We start from the raw sequence: 23,634 nt of genomic DNA, 5'->3' as shown, positions 1-23,634 counted from the left end.
TGTGCGGTCTTTTTTGATGCTTTAGTGCCTTTCAGGACCAAAGGAAAGCTTTTCTGTACGCCAGGCCACAGGCTCAGCCTGCTCGCTCACCGCTGAACCGGAAGTGCTTCGATGATAACGAAGGCCTGGGCATAGGGAAAATCATCTGTGATCGTAAGATGGATCACCGCCTCATGGCCTGCGGGCATCAGCGCCTCAAGGCGCTCGGCAGCACCGTTGGTCAACAGCATTGTCGGTTTGCCGCTTGGCAGGTTGATAACGCCCATATCCTTCCAGAAAACCCCTTGCGCCAAGCCTGTGCCAAGTGCCTTGGAGCAGGCTTCTTTCGCAGCGAAGCGTTTGGCATAAGACGCGGCACGGTTCTTGCGGCGGTCGGACTTCTCTCGTTCGACATCGGTAAAGCAGCGATGCGTGAACCTGTCGCCAAAACGCTCGATAGATGCCTCAACCCGGCGGATGTCGATAAGATCACTTCCCAGTCCAACAATCATTCAACCGTATCCAGAAGCGCGTTGCGGTTTGCGGCGCGGGCAGCGATCTGCTGATGCTTGCGCTGCCGGAAGCCTCGAATGACGACATAGACCGCCGAATAGGTCAACACAGCGGATATGGCTGCCGGGACAAGCGAGCCGACCGCCATCGGCTCCAAAACCGGCTTCCACAATTGCAGGAAATTCATATGGGAGAAAATGGTGACGAAATCCACGTGGGCGGCGGTCTCATCGCCGCTGCGCCCCAGCATCAGATGCCCTAGCTCCCAGGTCGAAGCCCAGATGAGCGGAAATGTCAGGGGGTTAGCGAAGGTGGTTCCGAGTGCTGCTGCAACGAGATTTGCTCGCAGGATAAAACCGATCATCATGGCGATCAGGATATGGATACCGAGAAACGGGGTCCAGGCGACACCAACGCCGATCGCCGCACCCGCCGCCACCGCGTAAGGCGAGGCCGACAAACGAACGAGCTTCAGCTTCATGTAGCGGAACGATCGCCGAAGCCCCATTCGGGGCCAGAGTGCGGCAAGCAGGCGCTCCGAAAGCGCTAAAGGACGACGACGGCGAAAGGGCATGAGAGGACTTTATGTCATCGCCCGCATTCCGCCAAGTGGCGAAAAGGGCGCCGTAGCGTCACGGGACCATTAAAGCGCCCCATTTAAGCAAGGCGGCATGGCCGCCATGCATTTTTGCATTATCTCCGGAACATGCCACGATCAACTTCGCGCTGGCGAAGCTCGAGATCGACATTCGAGACCGAACCACTGAGGTAGTCGAACTCACGTTCTTGTACAGACTTGCCACGGACAGCGCGGGCGATCTTACGAAGCGGTGCAAACATCTTCATTTCCTTTCCAGACTTGAGGCCACATCGTCAACGGCTTGATGTGCCGGAAAGCCTCTATTGCTCTTGATTTCTGGAGTGAAGATAGTCCCCATCCGTGCTCGTGACTACGGATAAGACAAGGCCGCTGCCATGCATTTGACGCATAGCATCGGCATCAAAGTCATTTTATTAGGCACCCGGTGCATTAATCGAAGGCACGCTTGACCGTAGAAACGCAATCGAGATCTTTCAACTGGGACAGAAGCTGGTTGAGCTGTCGAAGATCCCAGACCTCTACATCCAGTGAAAGCTCGGAGAAATCGGTGCCGATCCGAACCATGCTGAGCGCTCCAATGTTCACATCAAGCGTCGCGATGGACTGCGCCACCGAGGCTAGCGTCCCCGGCTCATTCAGCGCGTTGATCAAGAGCCGTGCCATGAAGCGGGACTTGTTCGCCTCGTCGAGATCCCAGCGCACATCGATCCAGCGTTCCGGCTCATCGTCAAACCGTTGCAGTGCAGGAGACTGGATCGGGTAGATGGTGATGCCCTTCCCCTTCTCCATTATGCCCACGATGCGATCGCCAGGTACGGCTCCAGTCGCGCCGAAATGGACCTCGACATTGTCAGATAGGCCGCGGATCGGCATGGGGTCAGGCCCATCCAGCAGCTCGGCTGCGCCGTCATCTTCCAAAGCGGAGCGTGATTTGCCAGGAATCTTGAAGATCATCCCGGATGCGCTGCGCATATTGAACCAGCCGTCATCGCCGGTCATCTTCACGGTCACACGCTCATCCTGATAATCGGGGAAGACCGCCCGCAGAACATCGAGCGACGACACCTCCCCTCGGCCGACAGCTGCAATCGCGTCTTCCACGTCCTTTTGGGCAAGACGATGCAGCACGGGCTTCAATGCCTCCCGCGAAAAGGTCTTGCCCGCACGCTCGAATGTTCGTTCAAGGATGCGGTAGCCCAGACCCGCATATTGCTTGCGGATCGCCATACGGGTCGCGCGGCGGATGGCAGAGCGCGCCTTGCCGGTGACAACCACCTCTTCCCATGCGGCAGGCGGCACCTGGACGCCGGATCGGATGATTTCAACCTCGTCGCCGTTGTTGAGCCGCGTAACGAGCGGCATGATACGACCGTTGATCTTGGCGCCTACCGTCGTGTCGCCGATATTGGTGTGAACCGCATAGGCGAAATCGATGGGCGTTGCACCGCGCGGAAGTGCGATAAGCTTCCCCTTCGGCGTGAAGCAGAAGACCTGATCCTGAAACAGTTCGAGCTTGGTGTGCTCAAGAAATTCTTCAGGATTATCACCTTCGGCGAGCGACTCGATCGTGTGACGCAGCCAGGAATAGGCATTGGTTTCGGTGGAAAGCTGCTCCGTCTCGACCGTTTCGCCATCCTTGTATAGCGAATGCGCGGCGATACCGAATTCAGCTATCTCGTGCATGCGTCGAGTGCGGATTTGCAGTTCGATACGTTGTCTCGAAGGACCGACGATCGTGGTGTGGATAGAACGATAGTCATTCTGCTTTGGAGTGGAAATATAGTCCTTGAAGCGACCGGGTACCACGCGCCAGCGCGTATGGACGATGCCGAGCGCACGGTAGCACGACGGAATATCCTGCACGAGAATGCGAAAGCCGTAGACGTCCGACAGTTGCTCAAAGGAGAGCGACTTGGACTGCATCTTGCGGAAAACCGAATACGGCTTCTTCTGCCGTCCCTTAACCATGGCGCCCTCGACACCATTGGCGATGAGCAGTTCTCGCAACTCGTCCTCGATCTTTTTGATCAGGCCTTCATTGCGCTCTTCAAGCTCATAGAGACGCTTCGTGACAGTTTCAAATGCTTCGGGATTAAGATAGCGGAACGAGAGATTTTCAAGCTCGTCGCGCATATCCTGCATACCCATGCGCCCTGCGAGCGGCGCATAGATTTCCATCGTCTCTTCGGAAATGCGGCTACGCTTGTCTGCCGGCATATGCTCCATGGTGCGCATATTGTGCAGACGGTCGGCAAGCTTGACGAGCAGTACGCGAACGTCGTCGGAAATGGCCAGCAACAGCTTGCGAAGGTTCTCGGCCTGCTTGGCTTTCTTGCTGACGAGATCGAGTTTCTTGAGCTTAGTCAGCCCTTCGACCAACCGGCCGATATCCTCGCCGAACATCTCATCGATTTCAGCGCGTGTGGCGCTGGTATCCTCGATCGTGTCATGCAGGAGAGCGACCGCGATGGTCGATTCATCCAGGTGCATTTCGGTGAGGATCGCGGCGACTTCCAGCGGGTGGGAGATGTATGGATCGCCATTGGCCCGCTTTTGCTGGCCATGCTTCTGCATCGCGTAAACATAGGCCTTGTTCAATAAGGCTTCGTTCACGTCAGGTTTGTACGCCTGAACCCGTTCCACGAGTTCGTATTGTCGCATCATGAATGGGATGCCCCGAAAAAGAAAGCGCGCCAATGGACGGGAGAAACCCCGTCAGATTGGCGCACGATGCTACATAATCCAGGATAAGATTATGACGACAATCATTTACAGAGGGTAACCGTACCGTAGCCGATACCACCTGCGGAGTTAAGGCGTAACGCGATCATTGAGATACGCGCTGACGCCTGACCTGCCTCATGTGTCGTCACCGCAAACCGCGCAAAACGTTTGCGCGACAAGCTCTATTAATAGTCGTCGTTCTTTTCCGGCGGAACAAGGCCTTCGATGCCGGCCAGAAGCTCCTCTTCCGACATCTGATCGAAGGTTACAGTTTCCGGCGCGTCGTCGTCTTCGTTCTCGCTGGTCGCATTGGCAGCGAGCGTTACTGGATCGGGTTCTGGCTCATCGACTTCGACATGCTTCTGCAGCGAATGGATGAGATCTTCCTTCAGGTCGTCAGGAGACAGCGTCTCGTCGGCAATTTCGCGTAGAGCGACGACGGGGTTCTTGTCGTTATCGCGGTCAACCGTGATCTGCGAACCTTGCGAAATCTGCCGCGCACGGTGGCTTGCCAGAAGGACGAGCTCGAAGCGGTTGTCTACTTTGTCAATGCAATCTTCTACTGTGACACGGGCCATTGCCTGTCCTTTACGAGTCTTGATGTCGCTGATTAATGGTCCCGATACAGACATTGTCCGTCAATTTCAAGTTTTTCCTTATTTTCCGTCGTTTGTCTCCCCCCGGATGCAACCAACCATACCCTTAAAAGTTAGTGCGAATTGAAGCCCAGGGTATGGACTGTTATGTAAACAAGCTTATATGAATGCTTAATAATGTATAATAGACGCAGTGTTATCCAAGCCCGGCACCGCGTTGATATTGGCGGCAGAGAGTCGCTTTGGAGGACCTCCTATATATGTTCGACCCACGTGAGAAAATTGCACTCTTTATCGACGGGGCAAACCTCTACGCAGCTTCGAAAAGTCTCGGTTTCGATATCGATTATCGCAAATTGCTGAAAGCTTTCCAGAAGCGCGGGTATCTGTTGCGCGCTTATTATTATACTGCGCTGATCGAAGATCAGGAGTACTCTTCCATCCGCCCACTGATCGATTGGCTCGATTATAACGGCTACAAAGTAGTGACAAAGCCAGCCAAGGAATTCACCGACGCGATGGGTCGTCGCAAGATCAAGGGCAACATGGACATCGAACTCGCGGTCGATGCCATGGAGCAATCCGAGACCGTGGACCATCTTGTGCTTTTTTCCGGCGATGGCGACTTCACAACCCTGGTGGACGCCCTGCAACGAAAAGGCAGGAAGGTCTCTGTCATCTCCACCATGTCGACCCAGCCTCCCATGATAGCGGATGACCTGCGCCGTCAGGCAGACCATTTCATCGACCTGTTGTCGCTCAAGGCCGAGATTGGCCGCGATCCCAGCGAGCGCGCTCCACGCCCCTCCGAAGCGGTTGAGACGGTGGACTGAGGCCACTTTACAAGCTTTCGGCAGGCGCCCCGGTCTCAACTGGCGCGCGCCTGTTTCAACGCAATAGTATAATTTAGATATTTAGCAAATATTTAAGCATATCAAGCCATTCTTCCTGAGAATTCTTCGGTGCGAGTTGGGACACGCACAATATCAGGGGCTTTATTTATGACCGTGCCACGCGACAATTTGCAACTCGATGAAAGACTAAACTTTCTTGGCCTAGACAAAGAACAGAGACAATATCTTGCGGGCCTAAAGTCTACCATCACAGGCACACTCAGCGATTCCCTCGATACATTCTACAAAAAAGCCAAAGCTGTTCCCGATACGGCGAAGTTCTTTTCCAGCGAAGCACATATTCAGCACGCTAAAAGTATGCAGATCGGACACTGGACGCGCATCGCCTCTGGCGTATTCGATTCAGATTACACCAAAGCTGTGGGCGCTATCGGCCGTACCCATGCGCGCCTGGGTCTGGAGCCGCGCTGGTACATTGGCGGTTATGCCCTCATTCTTGAAGGCATCATCAAAGCCATCGTGGAGTCCGAACTGAAGGGCTTTCTCGTCGAAAAGAAAGGCAAGAAAGTTACCAAGGGCATCAGTGCGACGATCAAGGCCGCGTTGCTTGACATGGACTACTCGATTTCCGTTTATCTCGACGTGCTTGCTGATGAGCGTGCAAAGGTTGAGGCAGAACAGAAACGCATGAAGGAAGAGCAGGACCACATTCTGTCGCTGCTGAACAGCGCGCTCGATCGGATGGCGCAAGGCGATCTGACTTCGCGTATCGACGGTGTGGTGCCGTCGGAGTTCGGTGGATTGAAGGAGAACTTCAACAAAGCTCTCGGCCGTCTTTCCGAAGCCTTTACCGAAATCGTCGACGAGTCGCACAAGATCGCCAACAACACCCGCGAATTGACATCGGCGACCGACGATATGGCGCGACGCACCGAGCAACAGGCTGCATCGCTCGAAGAGACCGCTGCAGCGATCGATCAGATCACCAACATTTCGAAACAATCCGCGACACGGACCGAGCAGGCGCAAGCGATCGTCAAGAGTTCAGCAGAAGAAGCAGAACGATCACGCCACGTGGTCAGCGAAGCTGTCGAAGCCATGAGCGCAATCGAGGGGTCGTCACAGAAGATTACCCAGATCATCAGCGTCATCGACGAGATTTCATTCCAGACCAACCTGCTGGCGCTGAATGCGGGCGTTGAAGCAGCACGTGCCGGAGAGGCTGGCAAAGGCTTCGCCGTCGTCGCGCAAGAGGTACGGGAACTGGCTCAGCGTTCGGCTTCCGCAGCAAAGGAAATCCGCAGCCTGATCGACAAGTCGTCGCAGGACGTGGCGCATGGCGTATCGCTGGTAAACCGTACTGGCGAAGCGTTGAACTCCATCGGTGAGAAGGTCGACGATATTCATGAGCATATCGGCGCAATCACTCAAGCGGTGCGTGAGCAGGCTGTCGGCATCCAGGAAATCAACACGGCTATCACCAGCATGGATCAACTGACCCAGCAAAATGCTGCCATGGTAGAAGAAACCAATGCATCGACCCATGGGTTGAGCGACATCAGCAACAGCTTGGCCGACCTGATCTCTCGTTTCAACGTGGCAAAGACTGTGCCCCATCAGAAGCACTATCGCGCCGCTTAGCGAACTGGCTGGGCTTCAGCAAGGCCCAGCCTTCGCCAGCCGAGCACCATATGCTTGACGCGAGGTTTTAAACTTCTGCCTCGCTTTGCGAGCGTGGCCGGACCGACGACGCCATTGGCGCTGACAATCCTTAATCGACGTCCGGGTCGTAGTCGCGGGGCTCATCATCCTTGGTGAATAGGACACAGGGACCACGCGAACCGCGCGGATCATAGGCAAAGCCCTTCAGCGCCAGAGCCTGCGTGATATCACGCACGCCCGAGAGGCCATAGAGGTGATCGTGTAGCTCGACGAAAATCCGCTCGACGCCAGCCAGGGTGGCGTCACTCAGCAAATCGCGCTCCGCACCCTCGATATCCATGACCAGCACATTGATGCAATGATGGTCAATGAACTCGTCAATATTCTCCGAACCGATTTCTATTCGATGCTCATAGGGCCCCTGATTTTCATCCATGGATGACATCCACAGGTCGCGCCGAACATAGAATGTGTGGCTCTCAGGCTCCCCCGCAGTCAGAAGGCCCTGGGAAAACCGGACATTGTTTGCACAATTGGCCTCAAGAACACGTTCGGCCAGGCGAGCGGTGGAGGGATTGGCCTCGAAAGCCCAGACGGAAACGCCCGGGATACGGGCAATAACCGAGGTAATCACACCGATACCCGAACCAAGTTCCAGGACACGGTCTCCATCCCTGATCGCTCGCGCAACGCTTCGGGCTTCTTTCGCCTCGTAGCTGCCGTCTTTCAGCGCCTGCCAGATGATCGGCGACACCTCGTCGGGAGACAATGGCAGCAGGACACCATGTACCTTAAAAGCTTCCATGTTGTGTCCTTTCAAATTACATCTGCGTCGCGGCAAGCCGCACGTCCCGGTTTCAAGCGCTGGCGATCTGCCTTATCGACCGTCATTCCCCGGAATGCTTCGGCTCCGAGCGAGTGGCCCTTATCACGCTATCGGAAAATCAACGTGCGTTTCGGCACCAATTGAAAAAGCATTTACGCATAAACGCCAAGGTCCGCAAGCTTGACGACTGGCATCGGCTTGCCGACGAGATAGCCTTGGACTTGATCGCAGCCAAGTTGGCGCATGACGGCATATTGCTGTTCTGTCTCGACGCCCTCGGCGATCATCGTCATGCCCAGTTTGCGACCAAGACCTACGACAAACTCGACAATGGCCAGCGCCTGCTTGTCGGTGACGATATCACCCAGGAAAGATTGATCGATCTTGAGCTTTGCGAAGGGAACGTGGCGCAGGTTGCTCAGCGAAGAATAGCCCGTTCCAAAATCGTCCATCGCCATCGTGATCCCAACGGTTTTGAGACTATCGAGGATGGCGAGCGTCTGGTCGCTGTTGCCAAGAAGAACAGATTCCGTGATTTCCAATTCCAGGCGTCCGGGGGAAAGGTTGCTTCTTTCCAGCGCACCTACAACGTTCTGAATGAGATTAGCGCTGTGAAGCTGAACAGGGGAAAGGTTGATGGCAATCTTGATATCCGGACGCCACCGCACGGCTTCTTTACAGGCAGTCTCCAGGACCCATTTACCGAGCGTGTTGATGAAACCTGTTCTTTCTGCAATGGGAATGAATTCGCTTGGAGGGACTTGTCCGCGCACCGGATGCGTCCAGCGCAGAAGCGCTTCAAAGCCACAAATATCCCGGGTCTGCGTGGAAACCTGCGGCTGATAGAACACTTCCATCTCGTTATTCAGCAGCGAGGATTGAAGGTCCGCTTCGAAAGAGCGCTTCTCGGAAAGCTGGCTCTGCATATAGTCTCTATAAACCGCAATCTTCCCCGCTCCCTGCCGTTTGGCGTCATAAAGCGAGAGGTCGGCATGTTTCAGCAAATCGTCTGCATCGACCTTTTCTTGTGAGATGGCAATGCCCACGCAGGTGCCGATCTTTATTTCCATGTCGCCAATGTTGTAAGGGCTGGCGATACGCTCAATGAGACATTGAGCAACATCGAGGGCCTCCGCCTCCCCCAAGTTGTCCGTCACCAACGCAAACTCGTCACCGCCAAGCCTGCAGATCAGTTCGTTGCTCTGTCCAAGCGGCACGATACGTGCGGCCACCGCTTTGAGCAGCGCGTCTCCAACGTCGTGGCCGAGGGTGTCGTTGATCTCCTTAAAGCCATCGAGATCGAGCAGGAGCAGAGCGACCTTGTCGATACGAGATTCGGGATTAAGCCGACGCACAAGCTCCTTGCGGAAAAGTGTGCGATTTGGCAGGGCCGTCAACGTGTCGTGATGTGCGTCATATTCAAGTCGAAGATTGTTTGACTGCAACTCTAACGTTGCAGTCTGCAATTCTTCGGTCAAAAGGGTCAGTTTTTTCTGCGCACGGTTGAGCAGCTGGTTGTGACGCAGCAGCAACACGATCAGCGCCATACCGCACAGTATGAGCCCTGCAGCGAGCGCCGTGTAGATGATGTGCAGCTTGCGCACCTCGGCGTGTGCCGCATCGATCATCTCGACATCATTTGCTACAGACGCGGCAGCAATAGCAGTGAGTTGCGGAACAAGCCCGCTCATTTCGGGCAGAAGGGCGCGTGCTTCGGCTGGCGACAACTCATCCAGTTGGTTGTCGACCCTCTCCAGTATCTTGTCGAGTTCGCCGACGGCCTGACGCATCTCCGGCTTTGAAGCCATAAAAGCGGTTAAACTTCCCTGCTGAAAAGAGATCATTCTGCCGAGCACGATATCGAGGCGAAGGCGTAATTCTTCCTTGCCGACACCGTCAATTCCGAGGGCATATTCGGCGAGCAGGGTCTCGAACCGAACATACTCCCCTACTGCCTGGCTAACCGCCCAGGAGTCGTTGTATCTCGCAAATTTTTGGAGCGCGTTTTGACGCTCAGCTATCACGTAAGCGATGTAGCCGGTGGCAAGTATGAAGCAGCAAACAACGACTGCCAGCGCCTTTCGCAAATGTCACCTTTATTCGACTATGAGTTTGGCCACTTGCCAAGCGGAGCGCGTGTAGTAAGTCTGCGATTGAAGTTCCGGCGTGCTGTCGTAAGGGTATATGACGAAAAGCGGTCCCTTGTCCCTCACCTGCATATATTCGCCATCGCGCTTTATAGCAAGAATGACGTTGAACGCGGTAAAATCCTTCACAGGAATCGTGCTGACATAATCGTTCAGTGCGACTGCCGTGACTGTCGTTCCCTGCGCGCCGACAAAGTCCATGAGTTTGGCCATTGAGACACCTTCGAAACGGGTGCGCGATTCATACCAAGGCGTCTTGGTTTCCACCGTCACCAATCCCATTTTCTCTAGCATCTCCCGGTCGAATTGCGCCGTGCCGTTGACATTAGTCTTGGTGATCTTCCCCGAAACAATCAGAATCGGCTTGCCCGCCGGCGCAGGGAAATCTTGCGAATATGCGGTTTCCAAAGGCAGAAAAAATAACACGCAAAGGATCAAGCGAATGATATTCATGACACACATCCTCCCGGGCTTGCTCTCGGCAGACACGGGCCGCCCGCAGCTCCGCTTCAAGACTAATCTATATTAGAAAATATTAAACTAATGTCTTAAAGTTTCGATCCATTTGCGCAAAGCGAAGCTTTAATATGACGCATGTTAGCCGTCTTTGAACCACTTAAAAACCTGGAAAAGATTCATCTAAAGCGAGCGTTTGCCGAAGGTTCTCCTCAAGCGTTTTCTTTTCAAATTTAGCAACGAAATTCTGCAATTCGCTTTAAGAAACCCGGGAAATGAATAATATCGTATCAAGACGATAACCCGCACCTAACCTGCACGCACCCTCTTAAGTAGAATTAAGCTTATCTAGCAACGAGACGTAGAATAGATCAACACAGATCTTATCGAATCATCAGTAAGATCTGTTGTATTTCGTTGTGATTACTTGAGCTGAAGTTTCTACTCCGTAGACCGTGATTCAATTCCGCAAACGAAAGCTGTGACGCCTACGCTCAGGACCGGTGTCACTCCGACCAGCCACAGAATAAAGAGCAAGAATCTATCGGCTTAGTGCTTCAGCCATTTCCTTTGAGCAGCCTGGATTTCTGCCTGTTCCAGTCGCGTTCTTTTTCAGTCTCACGCTTATCGTGAAGTTTTTTACCCTTCGCCAAGGCCAACTCAAGCTTTGCCCTGCCCTTGTCATTGAAGTAGATCTTCAGCGGAACAAGCGTCATTCCTTCGCGATTGATGCCAGCGCGCAGACGATTGATCTCGCGCTTGTTGAGCAGCAATTTGCGACGTCGGCGCGGCTCATGATTAAAGCGGTTCGCCTGAAGATACTCGGGTAGATGCGAGTTGATCAGCCATATCTCGTCTCCTTCGTCGGACGCATAGGATTCAGCAATATTGGCCTTACCGTCGCGCAATGACTTCACCTCGGTGCCAGTCAGCACGATTCCCGCCTCGTAGGTGTCGAGGATTTCATAATTGAAGCGTGCCTTGCGGTTTTCGGCTACAACCTTGTTGACGATGCGCTGGCTGCCTTTGGGGGCCATATCCTATTCCATTTCCATCTGTCCGCACATGAGGGGGCGCGCGGCTTTCAGCGCTTATGTAATCAATGCAAGCGAGAAAGTGAAGATGCGCGGCGGGCGCGCATCTCTGCATCTACTCGGGTGATGAATTCCGGTTGGAATCAGTTTAAGAGGCCCGCGTGTATGAGTGCTGCATCGATAGCGGCCTCAGTTGCTGGCTCGAGCGTATCCATCAGTGGTGACCGCACCTTTCGGCTACCCTTGCGGGTGCGGGAAATCGCATATTTGGTGCCACAGACGCCAGGCTCCATGAAGATGGCCTTGTGGAGCGGCATCAGGCGATCCTGATAATCGAGCGCAAGTGCATAGTCTCCTGCAGCCATCGCAGCCTGAAATTCCGCACAGAGACGCGGTGCGACATTCGCGGTGACGGAAATGCAGCCAACGCCGCCATGAGCGTTGAAGCCCAGTGCCGTACCGTCTTCACCCGACAACTGAACAAAGTCCTTACCGCAGTGAATGCGCTGCTCGGAGACACGGTCGAGCTTGCCAGTAGCATCTTTGACGCCGACGATATTCTTGTGCGCCTTGACGAGTGCGCCCATCGTCTCCGGCATCATATCGATGACCGAACGAGGCGGAATATTGTAGATGATGATCGGCAGGCTCACCGCTTCTGCAACCGCGGAAAAATGTGCAAACAAACCCTTCTGCGTGGGCTTGTTATAATATGGCGTCACCACGAGAAGAGCGTCAGCTCCGACTTCCTGTGCGTGGAGTGCCAACTCGATCGCTTCGCTGGTGTTGTTGGAACCTGCGCCAGCAATGACCGGGACCCGCTTGCCCGCAGCCTCTACGCACAGCTCGATGACCCGTTTATGCTCGTCATGCGACAGGGTTGGCGATTCCCCTGTCGTACCGACGGGCACGAGGCCGCTGCTGCCTTCGGCAATCTGCCACTCCACATGGGCGGCAAAAGCCGTTTCGTCCACCTCGCCTTGCTCAGTGAACGGCGTAATCAGGGCGGGAATAGATCCCTTGAACATGCAAAACTCCTTGCGGTGAGCCAGTTCATGCTTCAGCCGCATTCCGTGGTTAAAACGGTTGTCACATTAGTGTGGACCCTGTCGGCCCACAAGCGTTTAAGCTCGGCTTTCGTCCTGGACACGCAAATAGTTTGGCGCTCCCTGCGCGGCACCCGCTTAAGGGACGGTAATCGACTTGCGAACGGCGACTTCAGCCGGATGTTACCGAAATTGATCGAATGCGCGCCTTTCGATTAGAGTTTCGTTAAGGCTAACGATCACTAATGGAAGCGAGGCGACAGCGCTCATATTCGCGCTGCACACAGGCTACTAGCAAGCGCTGGATCGCCTTCACTCAAGGTTTTCGCCGTTCATTTTGGTTGTCATTGGGCTGGTGAGTAAGGGATGAAGAAAACAGCACTTTTGGGCTTGGTGGCGACAGGGATAGCTGCGACTATATGGAGCGCGTGGGCTGGCCCTGCCCGGGACGATATCGTGCCGCTGCCTTTCGCCCGACCTAACACGCCAGCCGTTCCGGCGTTCATGCCTGCATCGCCGGAAGTAACAGGGTCCATCGTCCGCCCGCAAAAACCTATCGACGTCTCGAGGTTGAAAGCAGGTCTCGACGCTCTCTCAAACAGGGATGCAAAAGGGGCGATCGCCGTCCGTGACAGCCTCGTCGAAGACAGTCTCGACCGCCACATCTTGACTTGGGCAATCGCCATATCCGGGCAGAAGGACGTATCATCCACCGAGATTGCCGGGGCGCTCAAGGAGCTCAACGGTTGGCCGGGCCTCTCGACGCTGAGGGCGAATTCGGAACGTGCTGTCCTGCGGGAAGACCTCCCCCCCGCACGCGTGGTTGCGATGTTCAGCACGTCGCGACCGGAAACGCCGGAGGGAACAATTGCGCTTGCACATGCCCTGACCTCTTCCGGAAACACGGCCCGCGCTCAGCAACTCATCCGCCAATTGTGGGTGACTGAGGGCATGGACACCGATCTGGAAGATCGCGTGATGGCCGAGTTTGCCGGTCTGCTTTCGCCTGCCGATCACAAGGCGCGGATGGATTACCTGATGTATCGCAGTCGCGTCAGCCAAGCCCAACGATTCGGTGATCTCGGCAGGGCGCAATCGCTTTACAAGGCTTGGGCTGCGGTTCTTCAACGCACAAAAAATGCGCCCGTGCTCCTGAACGCAGTTGGGTCCGCCTGGAGAAATGACCCTGTTTATCTTTTTGCTCAGATTGAAAACCTGAGACATCAACAAAAGTATGCGGACGCAGCAAAGCTTCTAGAGCGGGCACCCAAAGAGAGCAGCAAACTCGTCAATCCAGGCGAATGGTGGAATGGACGCCGAATCGTTGCCCGCGGCTTGGCAGATCTTGGTGATTTCCATGGCGCGTATCGTGTCGCTGCCAATCATTCGGCAACCTCACCCGTAGACGTGGCGGATGCAGAGTTCCATGCGGGCTGGTACGCGCTTCGCGCCCTGCATGAGCCGTCCTTGGCATCAAAACATTTCAATGCCCTTCTCGCCGCTTCCAACCGGCCGCTTACCGCCTCCCGCGCTTATTACTGGCTCGGACGCGCTGCAGAAGCTGGCGCCCCCGGCAATGCCCGTGACTATTTTGCCAAAGCCGCCTCCCATCCCGGAACGTTCTACGGACAACTTGCGGGTGCGCGCATAGGGGTTACGACGCTCAACGTCACCTATCCATCACCTACAGAAGAAGACCGGACTAGGTTTGCCGAACGCGAAGCAGTACGCGCTATTGAGCGCCTCGAGGCCGCCGGGTATAGCTGGCGTGCGGACGGCATATACCGTGCATTGGCGGACCAGATCGACAGTCCCGGTGAGTTGGCGATCCTTGCAGCGCGCGCCGAACGGAACAACAACCACCAGGTATCGCTACAGATTGGCAAGACCGCCTTCAGCCGAGGTATAGACGCAGCCGCCCTCGCCTATCCGATTGGTGTTATTCCCCTCAGTGCGAACATATCCGGCTCCGGCAAAGCACTTGCCTACGCCATAGCCAGACAGGAAAGTGCCTTTAATCCTAGTGCCGTCTCGCCCGCCAATGCACGCGGCCTTCTGCAGCTGCTCCCGGGAACAGCAAAGGGCGTCGCAAGCCGTCACGGTATGGCCTACACACAAGCCAAGCTGACCACTGACGCGGGATACAATGCGACGCTGGGCGCTCACTATCTTGGCGAACAGATTGACAGCTTTGGCGGCTCCTATATCCTTACCTTCATCGCCTACAATGCCGGACCGAAACGGGTGCCTGAATGGATCGCTCGATACGGCGACCCAAGGGGTAAGCCCATCGACGAGGTTGTAGACTGGATCGAGCGAATTCCCTTTCCCGAAACACGCAACTACGTTCAGAGGGTCATGGAAAACTACCAGGTGTATAAGACCAGACTCGGTCAACAGGCAGATATTGTCAGCGATCTGCGAAACGGTCGCGCCGGTTGAGTGAGGGGGTTCGCTGTTTTCCAAGCCTTCCGCCATCGCTTCGAGCTTTGTAGCGCATCGAACGCTGCCGTGACACCGGCGCTGGTCACGCTGGTGTTGGGTAGAAGTTGCCGTGGCTCGCAAACCGCTTCACGCCGTTGCGAGCCAGTTTTTAGAAGTCACGCTGCAAGCGAACGAAGCCCGACCAGAACTCCGGACGATTGTCCTCGTCATAGTAGTTGGCAGTTATCTTGGCCGCGAATTCGTCCGTGAACTTGTAATCGACCGTCAGACCGGCCGTCCAAGCATCATTGCTCGACCAATTGGCATTGATGATATCGAAGGACGCATCTTTCCTCGCTACATTACCCAGCCACTGCACACCTGGCGTGAGCGTTAGTCCGTCCGTAGCCTTATACGCATATTCGGCAACGACGGCCCATTCGGAGAGCGCGTAATAAGCGTTCGCACCCGACGCATAGACACCGGCGAAACTGAATGAGCCCGGTCCCACATCTAAGGAGCCGATCAAACGTAGCGCACCATCTTCGCGATCAGTATCAAATCCACCAATGAGCGAAAGGCTGGCGGAGCCGAACTTTCCTGCGAGGCTACCGGCAATACCGACGTTATTATTGCCCTCACGTGCCGAATCTCCAACAAAGGCAACGCCCTCGAGCTCATCTACGGAGGCTGCTGCGGAGAATGCGCCGGTGTCATAGGTATAGCGGATCGAATTGAAAAGCGTGTTGGAAGAAAGAAGATCCGTCTCGCCAGAGAGATCGTCATCCCACCAGCTATAGAACTTACCAATCTTCAGGCCGGCAACTTCAATGAAGGCCTGATCAACGAACACTCCGGAGCCCAGGTTGCCGGACGATCCGGCCGTCGCACCACCCACGCCGGAGTCTGCATTGCCACGGAAGCCGATAAAGCCACGCAGGGCGCCAAGCTCGGTGTCGGAGCGTACATCGGCCTCGAACTGAGCGCGGGTGAAGCTATTCCAATCGGAAGAGCCGGAAAGATTGGGACCAAAGTCTGTCTCAAACCGGATGTAGCCACCGAACTTCATGCATGTCTCGGTTCCCGGAATGTAGAAAAAGCCTTTCCCGAAAGCGTCACAGACTCGAACATAATCCAGGGGCTCAGCCTCGGCTGCAACGATGGCATCGGCGGCATTGGCGCCTGACACCGTTGCAAGTACCGCAGCGGCGCCAAATAAAACGCTTCTGATATGCATGTCGTTCTCCAATCGAACTCGGATAACGGCGGACAATCGCGCTCGTGCGCCGCTCCGTCACGGCGATTAGAGACAAAGAAAAGTCAGGGGGCAATGGACATGAATTAATTTGGAGACCTTACGATTATCTTCCTCTCACAGTGTGACATCGCCAACACAAAAAAACAACCGCGTTGACAAGCTCATGTCCTCATCAAAGGCGCTGCAGCCTCGGCACCTTTTAGATTCGAAGATGACAAAAAGAAAAACCCGGCTCGAAAGCCGGGTTTCCAAATACTTGTAAGTTCAAATCAGATGAGATCAGAACGAACGCTGAAGGCGAACAAAACCGGTCCAGAAGTCAGCGCGGTTGTCTTCGTCGTAGTAGTTGGCCGTAACCTTGGTAGCAAGGCCTTCGGTGATCTTGTAATCAACCGTCACACCAGCTGTCCAGGCATCGCGGTTGGACCAATCGTTGGATACGATGGCAGTGGAGCCGCTGAATGCACCTGTGGAGTCGAGCAGAGCAACGCGGTCAGCGACGTTACCGAGGTACTGCGCACCGGGCGTGATCGTGAGGCGGTCAGTTGCCTTGATCGCATATTCAGCAGCAACAGCCCATTCAGACAGCGCGTAGTAAGCGTTGGTGCCGGAAGCCCATACGCCAGCCAGGCCAAGCGTGCCAGGACCGACATCGGCCGTAGCGATCAGGCGAACTGCGCCTTCTTCCTGGTCGGTGTCATAGCCACCGATGAGCTGAAGCGTTGCGCCGCCGAGCTTTGCACCGACCCCAGCGGAGATACCGACATTGTTGTCTGCTTCAGCGCGAACGTTAAACGTCTGCACGCCACCGACGATACCAGCAGGTCCTGTGATCGTGCGGAACTGATCGTTCGTGCCCTGAAGTTCGTCAACCGAGATACCAGCCCAGAAGGAGCCAGCGTCGTAGGTGTAACGAATAGAGTTGAACAATGTGTTGGAAGACAGGAGATCGGTTTCGCCAGAGAGATCGTCATCCCACCAGTTGTAGAACTTACCGACCTTCAGGCCGCCGAGCTCGATGAAGGCCTGGTCAACGAAAACAGACGACGAAGCCGACGAGCCATTTTCAGCGTTGCCGCGGAAACCAATGAAGCCACGGAGCGTACCTAGCTCGGTATCGGTCTTGGTGTCTACTTCGAACTGGGCGCGTGTGAACGAATTCCAGTCAGATGTACCGGAAAGATCACGACCGAAGTCGGTCTGGAAACGAATGTAACCGCCGAACTTGAGGCAGGTTTCGGTGCCAGGAATGTAGAAGAAGCCAGTGCCGAAAGCGTCGCAGACGCGAACGTATTCCATGGGCTCAGGCTCAGCAGCGACGATCGCGTCGGCGGCCTTTGCGCCAGATACTGCTGCAAGAGCTGCAGCGGAGCCGATGAGAAGGCTCTTGATGTTCATGTTGACCTCCAGTCAAGGTTTTCAAAGCAGCTCAGTCGATCCAAAACTTAAGACGCTGCCGTGGAATGAGTAGAACCCGAACCGTGAGAGTCGCGCAATCGACCAATCAGCAAATCCGTCACATTGTGACACGCTTCTAAATACACTGTTGCAGTTGAGCGACAGGACTGCTGCTTGGGGAAGCCAAAAGTAAACAAGGCGTTAGCAGCCAGTCGGTTACGTGAAAAAATATATCTAATTTAGGGACTTGCGATATTTTGCACGTAAGTGCCAAGGACACTATACTTTCGTCTAAAATCAGCTGCCTTAAGACTTGAAATGACGGGTGGGCAGCCTCCTAGCACAATAAGCCGCCCGGATAGACACGGAACGCGCATTGTGAGTCGTGATGCGCATCCATTAGCGCAGATCTGGGCAACCTTGCATCGGCGAAGGGTATCGCTTCAGGACTGGTCCCAACATTTGCTGAAGCTCATCCAAGCGCCATTTCGAGTCGTCCTCAAATGCCTTACTCCGGGCTGGCCTTCCCAGCGTGAATAGACGCAACTTAGAACGTCTCAACGATATCAAAGAAACTGGCCCAGCGCATAAAAAAACCCGGCTCGAAAGCCGGGTTTTCTAAAACTACGTTGTTCTAAATATTAGAACGAACGCTGCAGGCGAACGAAACCATTCCAAGAGGAAGAGCTGTTGTCCTGGTCGTAGTAGTTAACTGCAACCTTGGTGGAGAGACCCTGCGTGATTTTGTAATCAACGGTCAGGCCAGCCTGCCAAGCGTCATTAGAGGACCAATCGTTCGTGATGATCGCACGACCAGTGGGGGTGAATGCGGTCGCGCCAGCATTGACGGTGCCCGTAACAGTGCGAGCAGCAACATTACCGAAGTACTGGGCACCTGGCGTAATCGTCAGGCGATCGGTAGCCTTGATAGCATATTCAGCTGCAACTGCCCACTCAGATTCTGCGTAGTAAGCATTTGCGCCAGAAGCCCAAACACCAGCCAAACCGAGCGTGCCAGGGCCGAGATCAGCCGTAGCGATCAGGCGAACAGCGCCTTCTTCCTGGTCGACGTCATAGCCGCCGATCAGCTGGAAGGTTGCGCCGCCAAGCTTCGCGCCGATACCAGCGGAAACACCAACGTTGTTGTCAACTTCCTGCGAGAGGGTATTGACGGTGAAGGGAGTGCCCGGAGCAGCTGGCGTAACGACAGCGGTGCCCGTAACAGTAGCGAACTGGCTGTTAGTACCCTGAAGCTCGTCAACCGAAACACCAGCCCAGAAAGAGCCTGCGTCGTAGGTGTAACGAATGGAGTTGAACAGAGTGTTCGTTGCGAGAACGTCAGCTTCGCCAGAGAGACCGTCGTCCCACCAGTTGTAGAACTTACCGACCTTCAGGCCGCCGAGTTCGATGAAAGCCTGATCAACGAAGACAGACGAAGAAGAAGCAGAGCTGCCATCAGCATTGCCACGGAAGCCGATGAAGCCACGCAGAGCGCCGAGCTCGGTGTCGGTGCGGGTGTCAACTTCGAACTGAGCGCGCGTGAACGAGTTCCAGTCAGACGTACGGTTGTTGGTGTTTACGCCAAAGCCGGTGCCGCGATTGATGTCGGTCTGGAAACGAACGTAACCGCCGAACTTCAGGCAGGTTTCGGTGCCAGGAATGTAGAAGAAGCCAGTGCCGAAAGCGTCGCAAACGCGAACGTATTCCAGGGGCTCAGGCTCAGCAGCGACGATAGCGTCAGCGGCCTTTGCGCCAGATACTGCTGCAAGAGCTGCAGCGGAGCCGATGAGAAGGCTCTTGATGTTCATGTTGACCTCCAGTCAAGTTTCATAAGGGTCTGGGTTCTTAAGCTGAAGGACAGCATTCCCTGCCCCATTCCCGTTTTTTTGAAAACGAGCGATCCACCGCCGCGCTTCCGTTGCTGAAAATACAAAAGCGTTCGTAGCTTGCAATCAACAAACCGATTTATGACCACTTCTCACAGGTGCTTCACATAACGATGTTGCTCAAAAAACACATTCCGGTTGGATCCGGTCTTTATAGTTTAAAGATTCGTTAATAGAATCAGCGGGAAAGCAGTCGCATGAGGCGATGGTGTGGTCGCTTCGCCGCAACTCACACTCACTCACTTCCTATATATCGCGCCCCCTCACCGATAGCCGTCCTCTTTCAATGCAAGAGGACCAGCTTGCGAAGACAGCTTAGAAAAAGAGCGTCCTGGAGAGAATCGCCCCCTTCTACTGATCGGTGAATCACGCCTGTTCGTTTCTGATTCGGATAAGTCTTCGCTCTTTCGTTTGCCAATCTTCATCGCTGACACGGAAAAGCTGCGCTCGGAGACTCTTTTTCCAATCTCTTTGTAAAAGCGCTTGCATTCGTTTTTCTTACGCAATAATCAGGCGGCACCGGAGAGGTGGCCGAGTGGTCGAAGGCGCTCCCCTGCTAAGGGAGTATACGTCAAAAGCGTATCGAGGGTTCGAATCCCTTCCTCTCCGCCATCCCCCAATTTATCCCGCCCAATAATTTGCTGCTGAATATGTTGAGTGCATTTGAAATAAGATATTCAAATATGCCTCCCCCAGAAGCGTTCACGCACACACCCTGAACTGAAAATCATCCACCAATATTGAGCGGATCCGACAGGCCAGCTGGTCTGGGCGAGCCAACCGGATCACCGATGAGTCCGGATTCTTTCCCCGCTGACGACCATTAAGGCGGAAATACCGAGTTGCGGGATAAGATTGGATGCACGGGGCTTGGTTCTTGTACCCCCATGCCGGGGCGCGTCACTTGCGAACGTTCATTGCCGGAGGGGCATTGTCGATGAAAATTTCGAGATTGATGACGACCATATTGCCTCTTGCCTCGTTTGGCAGCGCTGCCGCGGAGCTTAAGCGCGATAGAATCGCGCCTGATTCGTCCAGGCAGAAGGAGCCGTTGTTAGTAAATGGCTGAACCGGCGTCTTTAACTACATCGCTACGGATGTAGGGTTAGCAGCAGTCGCTCTGAAATGCGCTTCATTCCTGGGCGGCAAGGCCTCCGACAACGATAGCTATTCTCCATAGTGATGTGTTCGAACGCCAAGAGGGCCTTGCCACTGCGCTTTCCCTGATCCATTCTATATCGAATTTCACGACAATCACACGATCAGGCGTGGTCGAAAAATCTTAGCCGAGGAGACCAAACGCAAACCACTATGCCAGCGTCCCGCATGATGTGGTGTCATTTGCGGGAGCCTCCACTGAGTCGGACATCCCCCATAGGACCAAAAGTTACGCCGTTTCATCTTCGTCCGTTATGGAACATTATCTAATTTGGTCGCGTTATCGCCTCGGAAACAACATGAGGTGATTTCAAATGGCACAGACCAAACTGAACGTCGTTGAAGATTCCGTCGAGAACCAGATCGCGGAACTGCGCTCGCAGATCGCTTCGCTCTCGAAGTCCGTCTCGTCCCGCGCGAGCGAGTTTTCGGGCGAAGCTTCGGATTTTGTCGATGAAGCAAAAGGCAGAGTGCAGCGCGTCGCGCAGAATGCGGCGCAGACCGTTAAAGCGCAGAGCCACAATGTCGTTGAGGCTGTTAAAGAAAATCCCGGCACTGCCACGTCGCTTTTGACAGTCGTCGGCGCGCTCGGCTTCGCACTGGGATACTTCGTCGCGAACGCATCGACTCAGCACAACAGCAGCAGCATTTATCGCTGGCGCTAACGGGCATTATGCTCAGGGCAGGAAGGTTCGTCCTCCTGCCCTTATTTTTGCTTGAAGATGGAGATGTTCTCTTGGACCTTCCGCACCAGATCGATAAAGCCCTCCAGGCATTCGCCGATGAACGCGGACTGGATAAACAGGAAGCGCTCTACCGTATCTTGAGAGAACGGCTTATTGAAGAGGGCCACCTTTCTTCGGGCGAAGAAGGGATTCCGCCGGAAAAGTTGAATGCCAGCAACGACGATTGATGATCAGTAGCCGGACGCTTTTGCCGCCAGCGACCCGCCTTTATATCGAGCGGCGAGTTTCTTCAAAACGTTTGAGAATTCAAATACGTCAGCACCAACGGCGACGAACGAAGCACCTAGCTCAAGGTATCTCTTATTGTAGGATTCGTTGAACGTCAGGATCCCAGCGGCCTTACCGGCAGAGACAATCTTACGAATTGCGCCCTCAATGACCGACTGAACCTCGGGCTCATCTATCTTTCCGAGATACCCCATGTCGGCGGCCAGATCGGCCGGACCGATGAAGATGCCGTCCACTCCCTCTACGTCCAGAATATTATCGAGATCGGCAATTGCAGCGCGTGTCTCGGCTTGGATCAGCAGACATACGCTGTCCGACGCCGTCTGATTATAGTCTGGAATGCTACCGAAAGCAGACGCGCGAGCCACTACAGCCCCCATCCCACGAACTCCTCTCGGCGGATAATGCATTGCAGATACCAGCGACTTCGCCTGCGCGGCAGAATCGACCATGGGAACGAGAAGCGTTCTCGCTCCGGCGTCCAGCATCTGCTTGATGATCCAGCTTTCTCCCATTGGAACGCGCACGACCGGTTCGGCGGAAGACGTCTCGAGTGCGCGCAACTGATCGATAATGCTGCGCAAATCGTTCGGGCCATGTTCTCCGTCGATCACCAGCCAATCGAACCCAGCGGTACCAGCGATCTCCGCCGCAATTGCCTCCCCCATGTCCAGCCACAGGCCTATTTGCGGTTCACCGCGATGGATGGCATTTTTGAAGCGATTTTCAGCGGCGCGCATGTCAGTCCTCATGTCAAAAGCGATTTCAGGTCGGCGGCAGGATCCTCAAGGATCGCACGGTTGAGCGGGGAGTCCGTGTCGAGCGCTTTCTTGCCGGTCACATAGGCCTTGGCGTCATTGATAGCATCGACAGCGACGAACCGGCCTTGCTTGAAGTACCATATGGAGCGGCTTCCCGCTCGTTGGCCGGGACGGAGCACTGTCTCGTCGTAACCCGCGTTAAAGCCAGCAATCTGCAGCTTCACGTCATACTGATCCGACCAGAACCACGGCTTTGGCAGATAAGGCCTTTCTTCGCCTGAAAGCACGAGCGCTGCAGCCTCCGCCTGATCGACCGCATTCTGCACCGACTCCAAACGAACCGCCGCACCATTCATTGGCAAAACTGCGCAGTCGCCCATAGCGTGGATGTCGAAATCGGAGGTGCGCGTGAACTCATCGACGATGACACCATTGCCCACTGCCAAGCCCGACTCACGGGCCAAGCGGTCATTGGGAGTAACACCAATGCCGGCTATGACGAAGTCGACGTCCAGTGACGAACCGTCCGAAAGCTCTGCTTTCTTTACACGTCCACCCTCTCCCTCAAGTCGCACAAGACCTGTCTTTTCTCGAACGGAAACCCCTTTCGATACATGCAGGTCGCGCATAATGGCGGCTGTTTCAGCCGAGGCGACTCGTTGAAGAATCCGGTCGGCCATTTCAATGAGCGTAACATCAAGCCCAAGTTGACGCGCTACTGCTGCGGCCTCCAGTCCGATGTAACCGCCGCCTATGACCAACAACCGCCGACCCGGCTGCATTTCCTCCCTCAGCCGATCGGCATCGCGCTTGTCTCGGACGGTTAAGACTCCGTCCAGATCGCCGCCCACGCCCGCGGGCAGCAAACGAGGCGCCGCACCTGTTGCCAGTGCGAGCTTGTCGTAAGCCAGCACGGAGCCATCCTGCATCCGGACAGTCTTCGCCTTGCGGTCGATTTCCTCGACCCATGTGGAGAGCCGGATCTCGACATTATTGTCCAAGAACCATTGAGAAGATCGGAATTCCAGCCGATCGAAACTCATTTCGCCCATGAGATATTTCTTGGACAAAGGCGGACGCTGATAGGGAAGAACCTCTTCCGAACCGATGATGGTGATGGGACGATCGTCCTTTAAAGCACGAAGCTTGGCAGCGAGAGCGAAGGCTCCCTGCCCAGCGCCGATAATGACCAGTCTGCCCGCCATCTGAAATGCTCCACCCAACCCTGCGTCTTCCGTATCGAAGCAGGCGTAACGACAAGTACGCTTCACGTCAACCACGTGCGAGGCGTCTACCGGCGGCGGTTCTATAAGCTCCACGCAACCTTCTGGAGATAA

The 23,634-nt window shown here is 54.9% G+C and carries 20 protein-coding genes and 1 tRNA gene; 6 read left to right on the top strand and 15 right to left on the bottom strand.

All coding sequences use genetic code 11. The features are described from left to right. Positions 1 to 86: 86 nt before the first annotated feature. From acpS to rpoZ, 5 genes are all read right to left on the bottom strand, one after another. Positions 87 to 491 carry a holo-ACP synthase gene (gene acpS, locus QZ862_RS15885; RefSeq protein ID WP_296019534.1) on the bottom strand — a complete coding sequence of 135 codons (405 nt, stop codon included), beginning with the start codon at positions 489 to 491 and terminating at the stop codon, positions 87 to 89. Then, the gene (locus QZ862_RS15880; protein ID WP_296100892.1) at positions 488 to 1,066 is read right to left on the bottom strand and encodes a DUF2062 domain-containing protein; all 579 of its coding nucleotides are present in this window, start codon (positions 1,064 to 1,066) and stop codon (positions 488 to 490) included. The genes acpS and QZ862_RS15880 overlap by 4 nt, the downstream gene beginning before the upstream one ends. Before the next feature lie 119 nt (positions 1,067 to 1,185). Continuing rightward, the gene (locus QZ862_RS15875) at positions 1,186 to 1,332 is read right to left on the bottom strand and encodes a DUF3563 domain-containing protein (RefSeq protein WP_296019594.1); all 147 of its coding nucleotides are present in this window, start codon (positions 1,330 to 1,332) and stop codon (positions 1,186 to 1,188) included. Between the two features lie 190 nt (positions 1,333 to 1,522). Then, positions 1,523 to 3,757: a bifunctional (p)ppGpp synthetase/guanosine-3',5'-bis(diphosphate) 3'-pyrophosphohydrolase gene (locus QZ862_RS15870; protein ID WP_296100891.1), complete on the bottom strand. Its 2,235-nt coding sequence runs from the start codon at positions 3,755 to 3,757 to the stop codon at positions 1,523 to 1,525. A 245-nt stretch (positions 3,758 to 4,002) separates the two neighbouring features. Further along, the gene (gene rpoZ / locus QZ862_RS15865) at positions 4,003 to 4,395 is read right to left on the bottom strand and encodes a DNA-directed RNA polymerase subunit omega (protein WP_296019543.1); all 393 of its coding nucleotides are present in this window, start codon (positions 4,393 to 4,395) and stop codon (positions 4,003 to 4,005) included. 278 nt (positions 4,396 to 4,673) lie between these two features. Here rpoZ and QZ862_RS15860 point away from each other — a divergent pair, with 278 nt between their 5' ends. Both QZ862_RS15860 and QZ862_RS15855 read left to right on the top strand, forming a co-directional pair. Next, the gene (locus QZ862_RS15860) at positions 4,674 to 5,246 is read left to right on the top strand and encodes an NYN domain-containing protein (protein ID WP_296019545.1); all 573 of its coding nucleotides are present in this window, start codon (positions 4,674 to 4,676) and stop codon (positions 5,244 to 5,246) included. Positions 5,247 to 5,414: 168 nt separating this feature from the next. After that, entirely contained in the window at positions 5,415 to 6,908 is a 1,494-nt protein-coding gene (locus tag QZ862_RS15855; RefSeq protein WP_296100889.1) for a methyl-accepting chemotaxis protein, read from the top strand. Between the two features lie 130 nt (positions 6,909 to 7,038). Here QZ862_RS15855 and QZ862_RS15850 read toward each other — a convergent pair whose 3' ends face one another. The 5 genes from QZ862_RS15850 to dapA form a co-directional block, all read right to left on the bottom strand. Further along, positions 7,039 to 7,734 carry an FkbM family methyltransferase gene (locus tag QZ862_RS15850; protein WP_296100888.1) on the bottom strand — a complete coding sequence of 232 codons (696 nt, stop codon included), beginning with the start codon at positions 7,732 to 7,734 and terminating at the stop codon, positions 7,039 to 7,041. 173 nt (positions 7,735 to 7,907) lie between these two features. Continuing rightward, a complete protein-coding gene (locus tag QZ862_RS15845; RefSeq protein ID WP_296100886.1) occupies positions 7,908 to 9,842 on the bottom strand; it encodes an EAL domain-containing protein in 1,935 nt (644 codons plus the stop codon). A gap of 9 nt (positions 9,843 to 9,851) precedes the next feature. Then, complete coding sequence (locus tag QZ862_RS15840) at positions 9,852 to 10,355, bottom strand: oxidoreductase (protein ID WP_296100884.1); 504 nt, start codon at positions 10,353 to 10,355, stop codon at positions 9,852 to 9,854. A 560-nt stretch (positions 10,356 to 10,915) separates the two neighbouring features. Further along, positions 10,916 to 11,395: an SsrA-binding protein SmpB gene (gene smpB / locus QZ862_RS15835; RefSeq protein WP_296019557.1), complete on the bottom strand. Its 480-nt coding sequence runs from the start codon at positions 11,393 to 11,395 to the stop codon at positions 10,916 to 10,918. A 140-nt stretch (positions 11,396 to 11,535) separates the two neighbouring features. Further along, positions 11,536 to 12,420, bottom strand: a complete 885-nt coding sequence (dapA, locus tag QZ862_RS15830; protein ID WP_296100882.1) for a 4-hydroxy-tetrahydrodipicolinate synthase — start codon at positions 12,418 to 12,420, stop codon at positions 11,536 to 11,538. Positions 12,421 to 12,804: 384 nt separating this feature from the next. On the opposite strand from dapA, the gene QZ862_RS15825 reads away from it, so the two are divergent. Then, positions 12,805 to 14,880 carry a lytic transglycosylase domain-containing protein gene (locus tag QZ862_RS15825; RefSeq protein ID WP_296100880.1) on the top strand — a complete coding sequence of 692 codons (2,076 nt, stop codon included), beginning with the start codon at positions 12,805 to 12,807 and terminating at the stop codon, positions 14,878 to 14,880. A 151-nt stretch (positions 14,881 to 15,031) separates the two neighbouring features. Here the strand turns inward: QZ862_RS15825 and QZ862_RS15820 are convergent, their stop codons facing one another. The 3 genes from QZ862_RS15820 to QZ862_RS15810 form a co-directional block, all read right to left on the bottom strand. Beyond that, positions 15,032 to 16,099: a porin gene (locus QZ862_RS15820; protein WP_296100879.1), complete on the bottom strand. Its 1,068-nt coding sequence runs from the start codon at positions 16,097 to 16,099 to the stop codon at positions 15,032 to 15,034. A gap of 300 nt (positions 16,100 to 16,399) precedes the next feature. Next, positions 16,400 to 17,518: a porin gene (locus tag QZ862_RS15815; RefSeq protein ID WP_296019569.1), complete on the bottom strand. Its 1,119-nt coding sequence runs from the start codon at positions 17,516 to 17,518 to the stop codon at positions 16,400 to 16,402. A gap of 641 nt (positions 17,519 to 18,159) precedes the next feature. Beyond that, positions 18,160 to 19,326: a porin gene (locus QZ862_RS15810; RefSeq protein WP_296100878.1), complete on the bottom strand. Its 1,167-nt coding sequence runs from the start codon at positions 19,324 to 19,326 to the stop codon at positions 18,160 to 18,162. Positions 19,327 to 19,925: 599 nt separating this feature from the next. On the opposite strand from QZ862_RS15810, the gene QZ862_RS15805 reads away from it, so the two are divergent. From QZ862_RS15805 to QZ862_RS15795, 3 genes are all read left to right on the top strand, one after another. Beyond that, positions 19,926 to 20,016, top strand: a tRNA-Ser gene (locus QZ862_RS15805). An 860-nt stretch (positions 20,017 to 20,876) separates the two neighbouring features. Beyond that, positions 20,877 to 21,227: a hypothetical protein gene (locus tag QZ862_RS15800; protein WP_296017890.1), complete on the top strand. Its 351-nt coding sequence runs from the start codon at positions 20,877 to 20,879 to the stop codon at positions 21,225 to 21,227. An 8-nt stretch (positions 21,228 to 21,235) separates the two neighbouring features. Continuing rightward, a complete protein-coding gene (locus tag QZ862_RS15795; protein WP_296101042.1) occupies positions 21,236 to 21,475 on the top strand; it encodes a hypothetical protein in 240 nt (79 codons plus the stop codon). Between the two features lie 3 nt (positions 21,476 to 21,478). Here QZ862_RS15795 and QZ862_RS15790 read toward each other — a convergent pair whose 3' ends face one another. Both QZ862_RS15790 and QZ862_RS15785 read right to left on the bottom strand, forming a co-directional pair. Next, the gene (locus QZ862_RS15790; RefSeq protein WP_296100877.1) at positions 21,479 to 22,276 is read right to left on the bottom strand and encodes an HpcH/HpaI aldolase/citrate lyase family protein; all 798 of its coding nucleotides are present in this window, start codon (positions 22,274 to 22,276) and stop codon (positions 21,479 to 21,481) included. Between the two features lie 8 nt (positions 22,277 to 22,284). After that, on the bottom strand, positions 22,285 to 23,502 hold the full coding sequence (locus QZ862_RS15785) for an FAD-dependent oxidoreductase (RefSeq protein ID WP_296017895.1): 1,218 nt from the start codon (positions 23,500 to 23,502) through the stop codon (positions 22,285 to 22,287). Positions 23,503 to 23,634 lie beyond the last annotated feature (132 nt).

It is taken from the genome of uncultured Agrobacterium sp. (genome assembly GCA_913777615.1).
Lineage (GTDB): Bacteria > Pseudomonadota > Alphaproteobacteria > Rhizobiales > Rhizobiaceae > Agrobacterium.
The sequence above is the reverse complement of the archived record's forward strand: the minus strand, read 5'-3'. Positions and strand labels throughout refer to the sequence as shown.

Coding starts and splice junctions, on each gene's coding strand:
- QZ862_RS15815 (WP_296019569.1), bottom strand. CDS start 17,518: ATGAACATCAAGAGCCTTCTCATCGGCTCCGCTGCAGCTCTTGCAGCA.
- QZ862_RS15795 (WP_296101042.1), top strand. CDS start 21,236: ATGCTCAGGGCAGGAAGGTTCGTCCTCCTGCCCTTATTTTTGCTTGAA.
- QZ862_RS15810 (WP_296100878.1), bottom strand. CDS start 19,326: ATGAACATCAAGAGCCTTCTCATCGGCTCCGCTGCAGCTCTTGCAGCA.
- QZ862_RS15860 (WP_296019545.1), top strand. CDS start 4,674: ATGTTCGACCCACGTGAGAAAATTGCACTCTTTATCGACGGGGCAAAC.
- QZ862_RS15850 (WP_296100888.1), bottom strand. CDS start 7,734: ATGGAAGCTTTTAAGGTACATGGTGTCCTGCTGCCATTGTCTCCCGAC.
- QZ862_RS15875 (WP_296019594.1), bottom strand. CDS start 1,332: ATGTTTGCACCGCTTCGTAAGATCGCCCGCGCTGTCCGTGGCAAGTCT.
- rpoZ (WP_296019543.1), bottom strand. CDS start 4,395: ATGGCCCGTGTCACAGTAGAAGATTGCATTGACAAAGTAGACAACCGC.
- QZ862_RS15870 (WP_296100891.1), bottom strand. CDS start 3,757: ATGATGCGACAATACGAACTCGTGGAACGGGTTCAGGCGTACAAACCT.
- QZ862_RS15825 (WP_296100880.1), top strand. CDS start 12,805: ATGAAGAAAACAGCACTTTTGGGCTTGGTGGCGACAGGGATAGCTGCG.
- dapA (WP_296100882.1), bottom strand. CDS start 12,420: ATGTTCAAGGGATCTATTCCCGCCCTGATTACGCCGTTCACTGAGCAA.
- QZ862_RS15840 (WP_296100884.1), bottom strand. CDS start 10,355: ATGAATATCATTCGCTTGATCCTTTGCGTGTTATTTTTTCTGCCTTTG.
- QZ862_RS15880 (WP_296100892.1), bottom strand. CDS start 1,066: ATGCCCTTTCGCCGTCGTCGTCCTTTAGCGCTTTCGGAGCGCCTGCTT.
- acpS (WP_296019534.1), bottom strand. CDS start 491: ATGATTGTTGGACTGGGAAGTGATCTTATCGACATCCGCCGGGTTGAG.
- QZ862_RS15785 (WP_296017895.1), bottom strand. CDS start 23,502: ATGGCGGGCAGACTGGTCATTATCGGCGCTGGGCAGGGAGCCTTCGCT.
- QZ862_RS15800 (WP_296017890.1), top strand. CDS start 20,877: ATGGCACAGACCAAACTGAACGTCGTTGAAGATTCCGTCGAGAACCAG.
- QZ862_RS15820 (WP_296100879.1), bottom strand. CDS start 16,099: ATGCATATCAGAAGCGTTTTATTTGGCGCCGCTGCGGTACTTGCAACG.
- QZ862_RS15855 (WP_296100889.1), top strand. CDS start 5,415: ATGACCGTGCCACGCGACAATTTGCAACTCGATGAAAGACTAAACTTT.
- QZ862_RS15790 (WP_296100877.1), bottom strand. CDS start 22,276: ATGCGCGCCGCTGAAAATCGCTTCAAAAATGCCATCCATCGCGGTGAA.
- smpB (WP_296019557.1), bottom strand. CDS start 11,395: ATGGCCCCCAAAGGCAGCCAGCGCATCGTCAACAAGGTTGTAGCCGAA.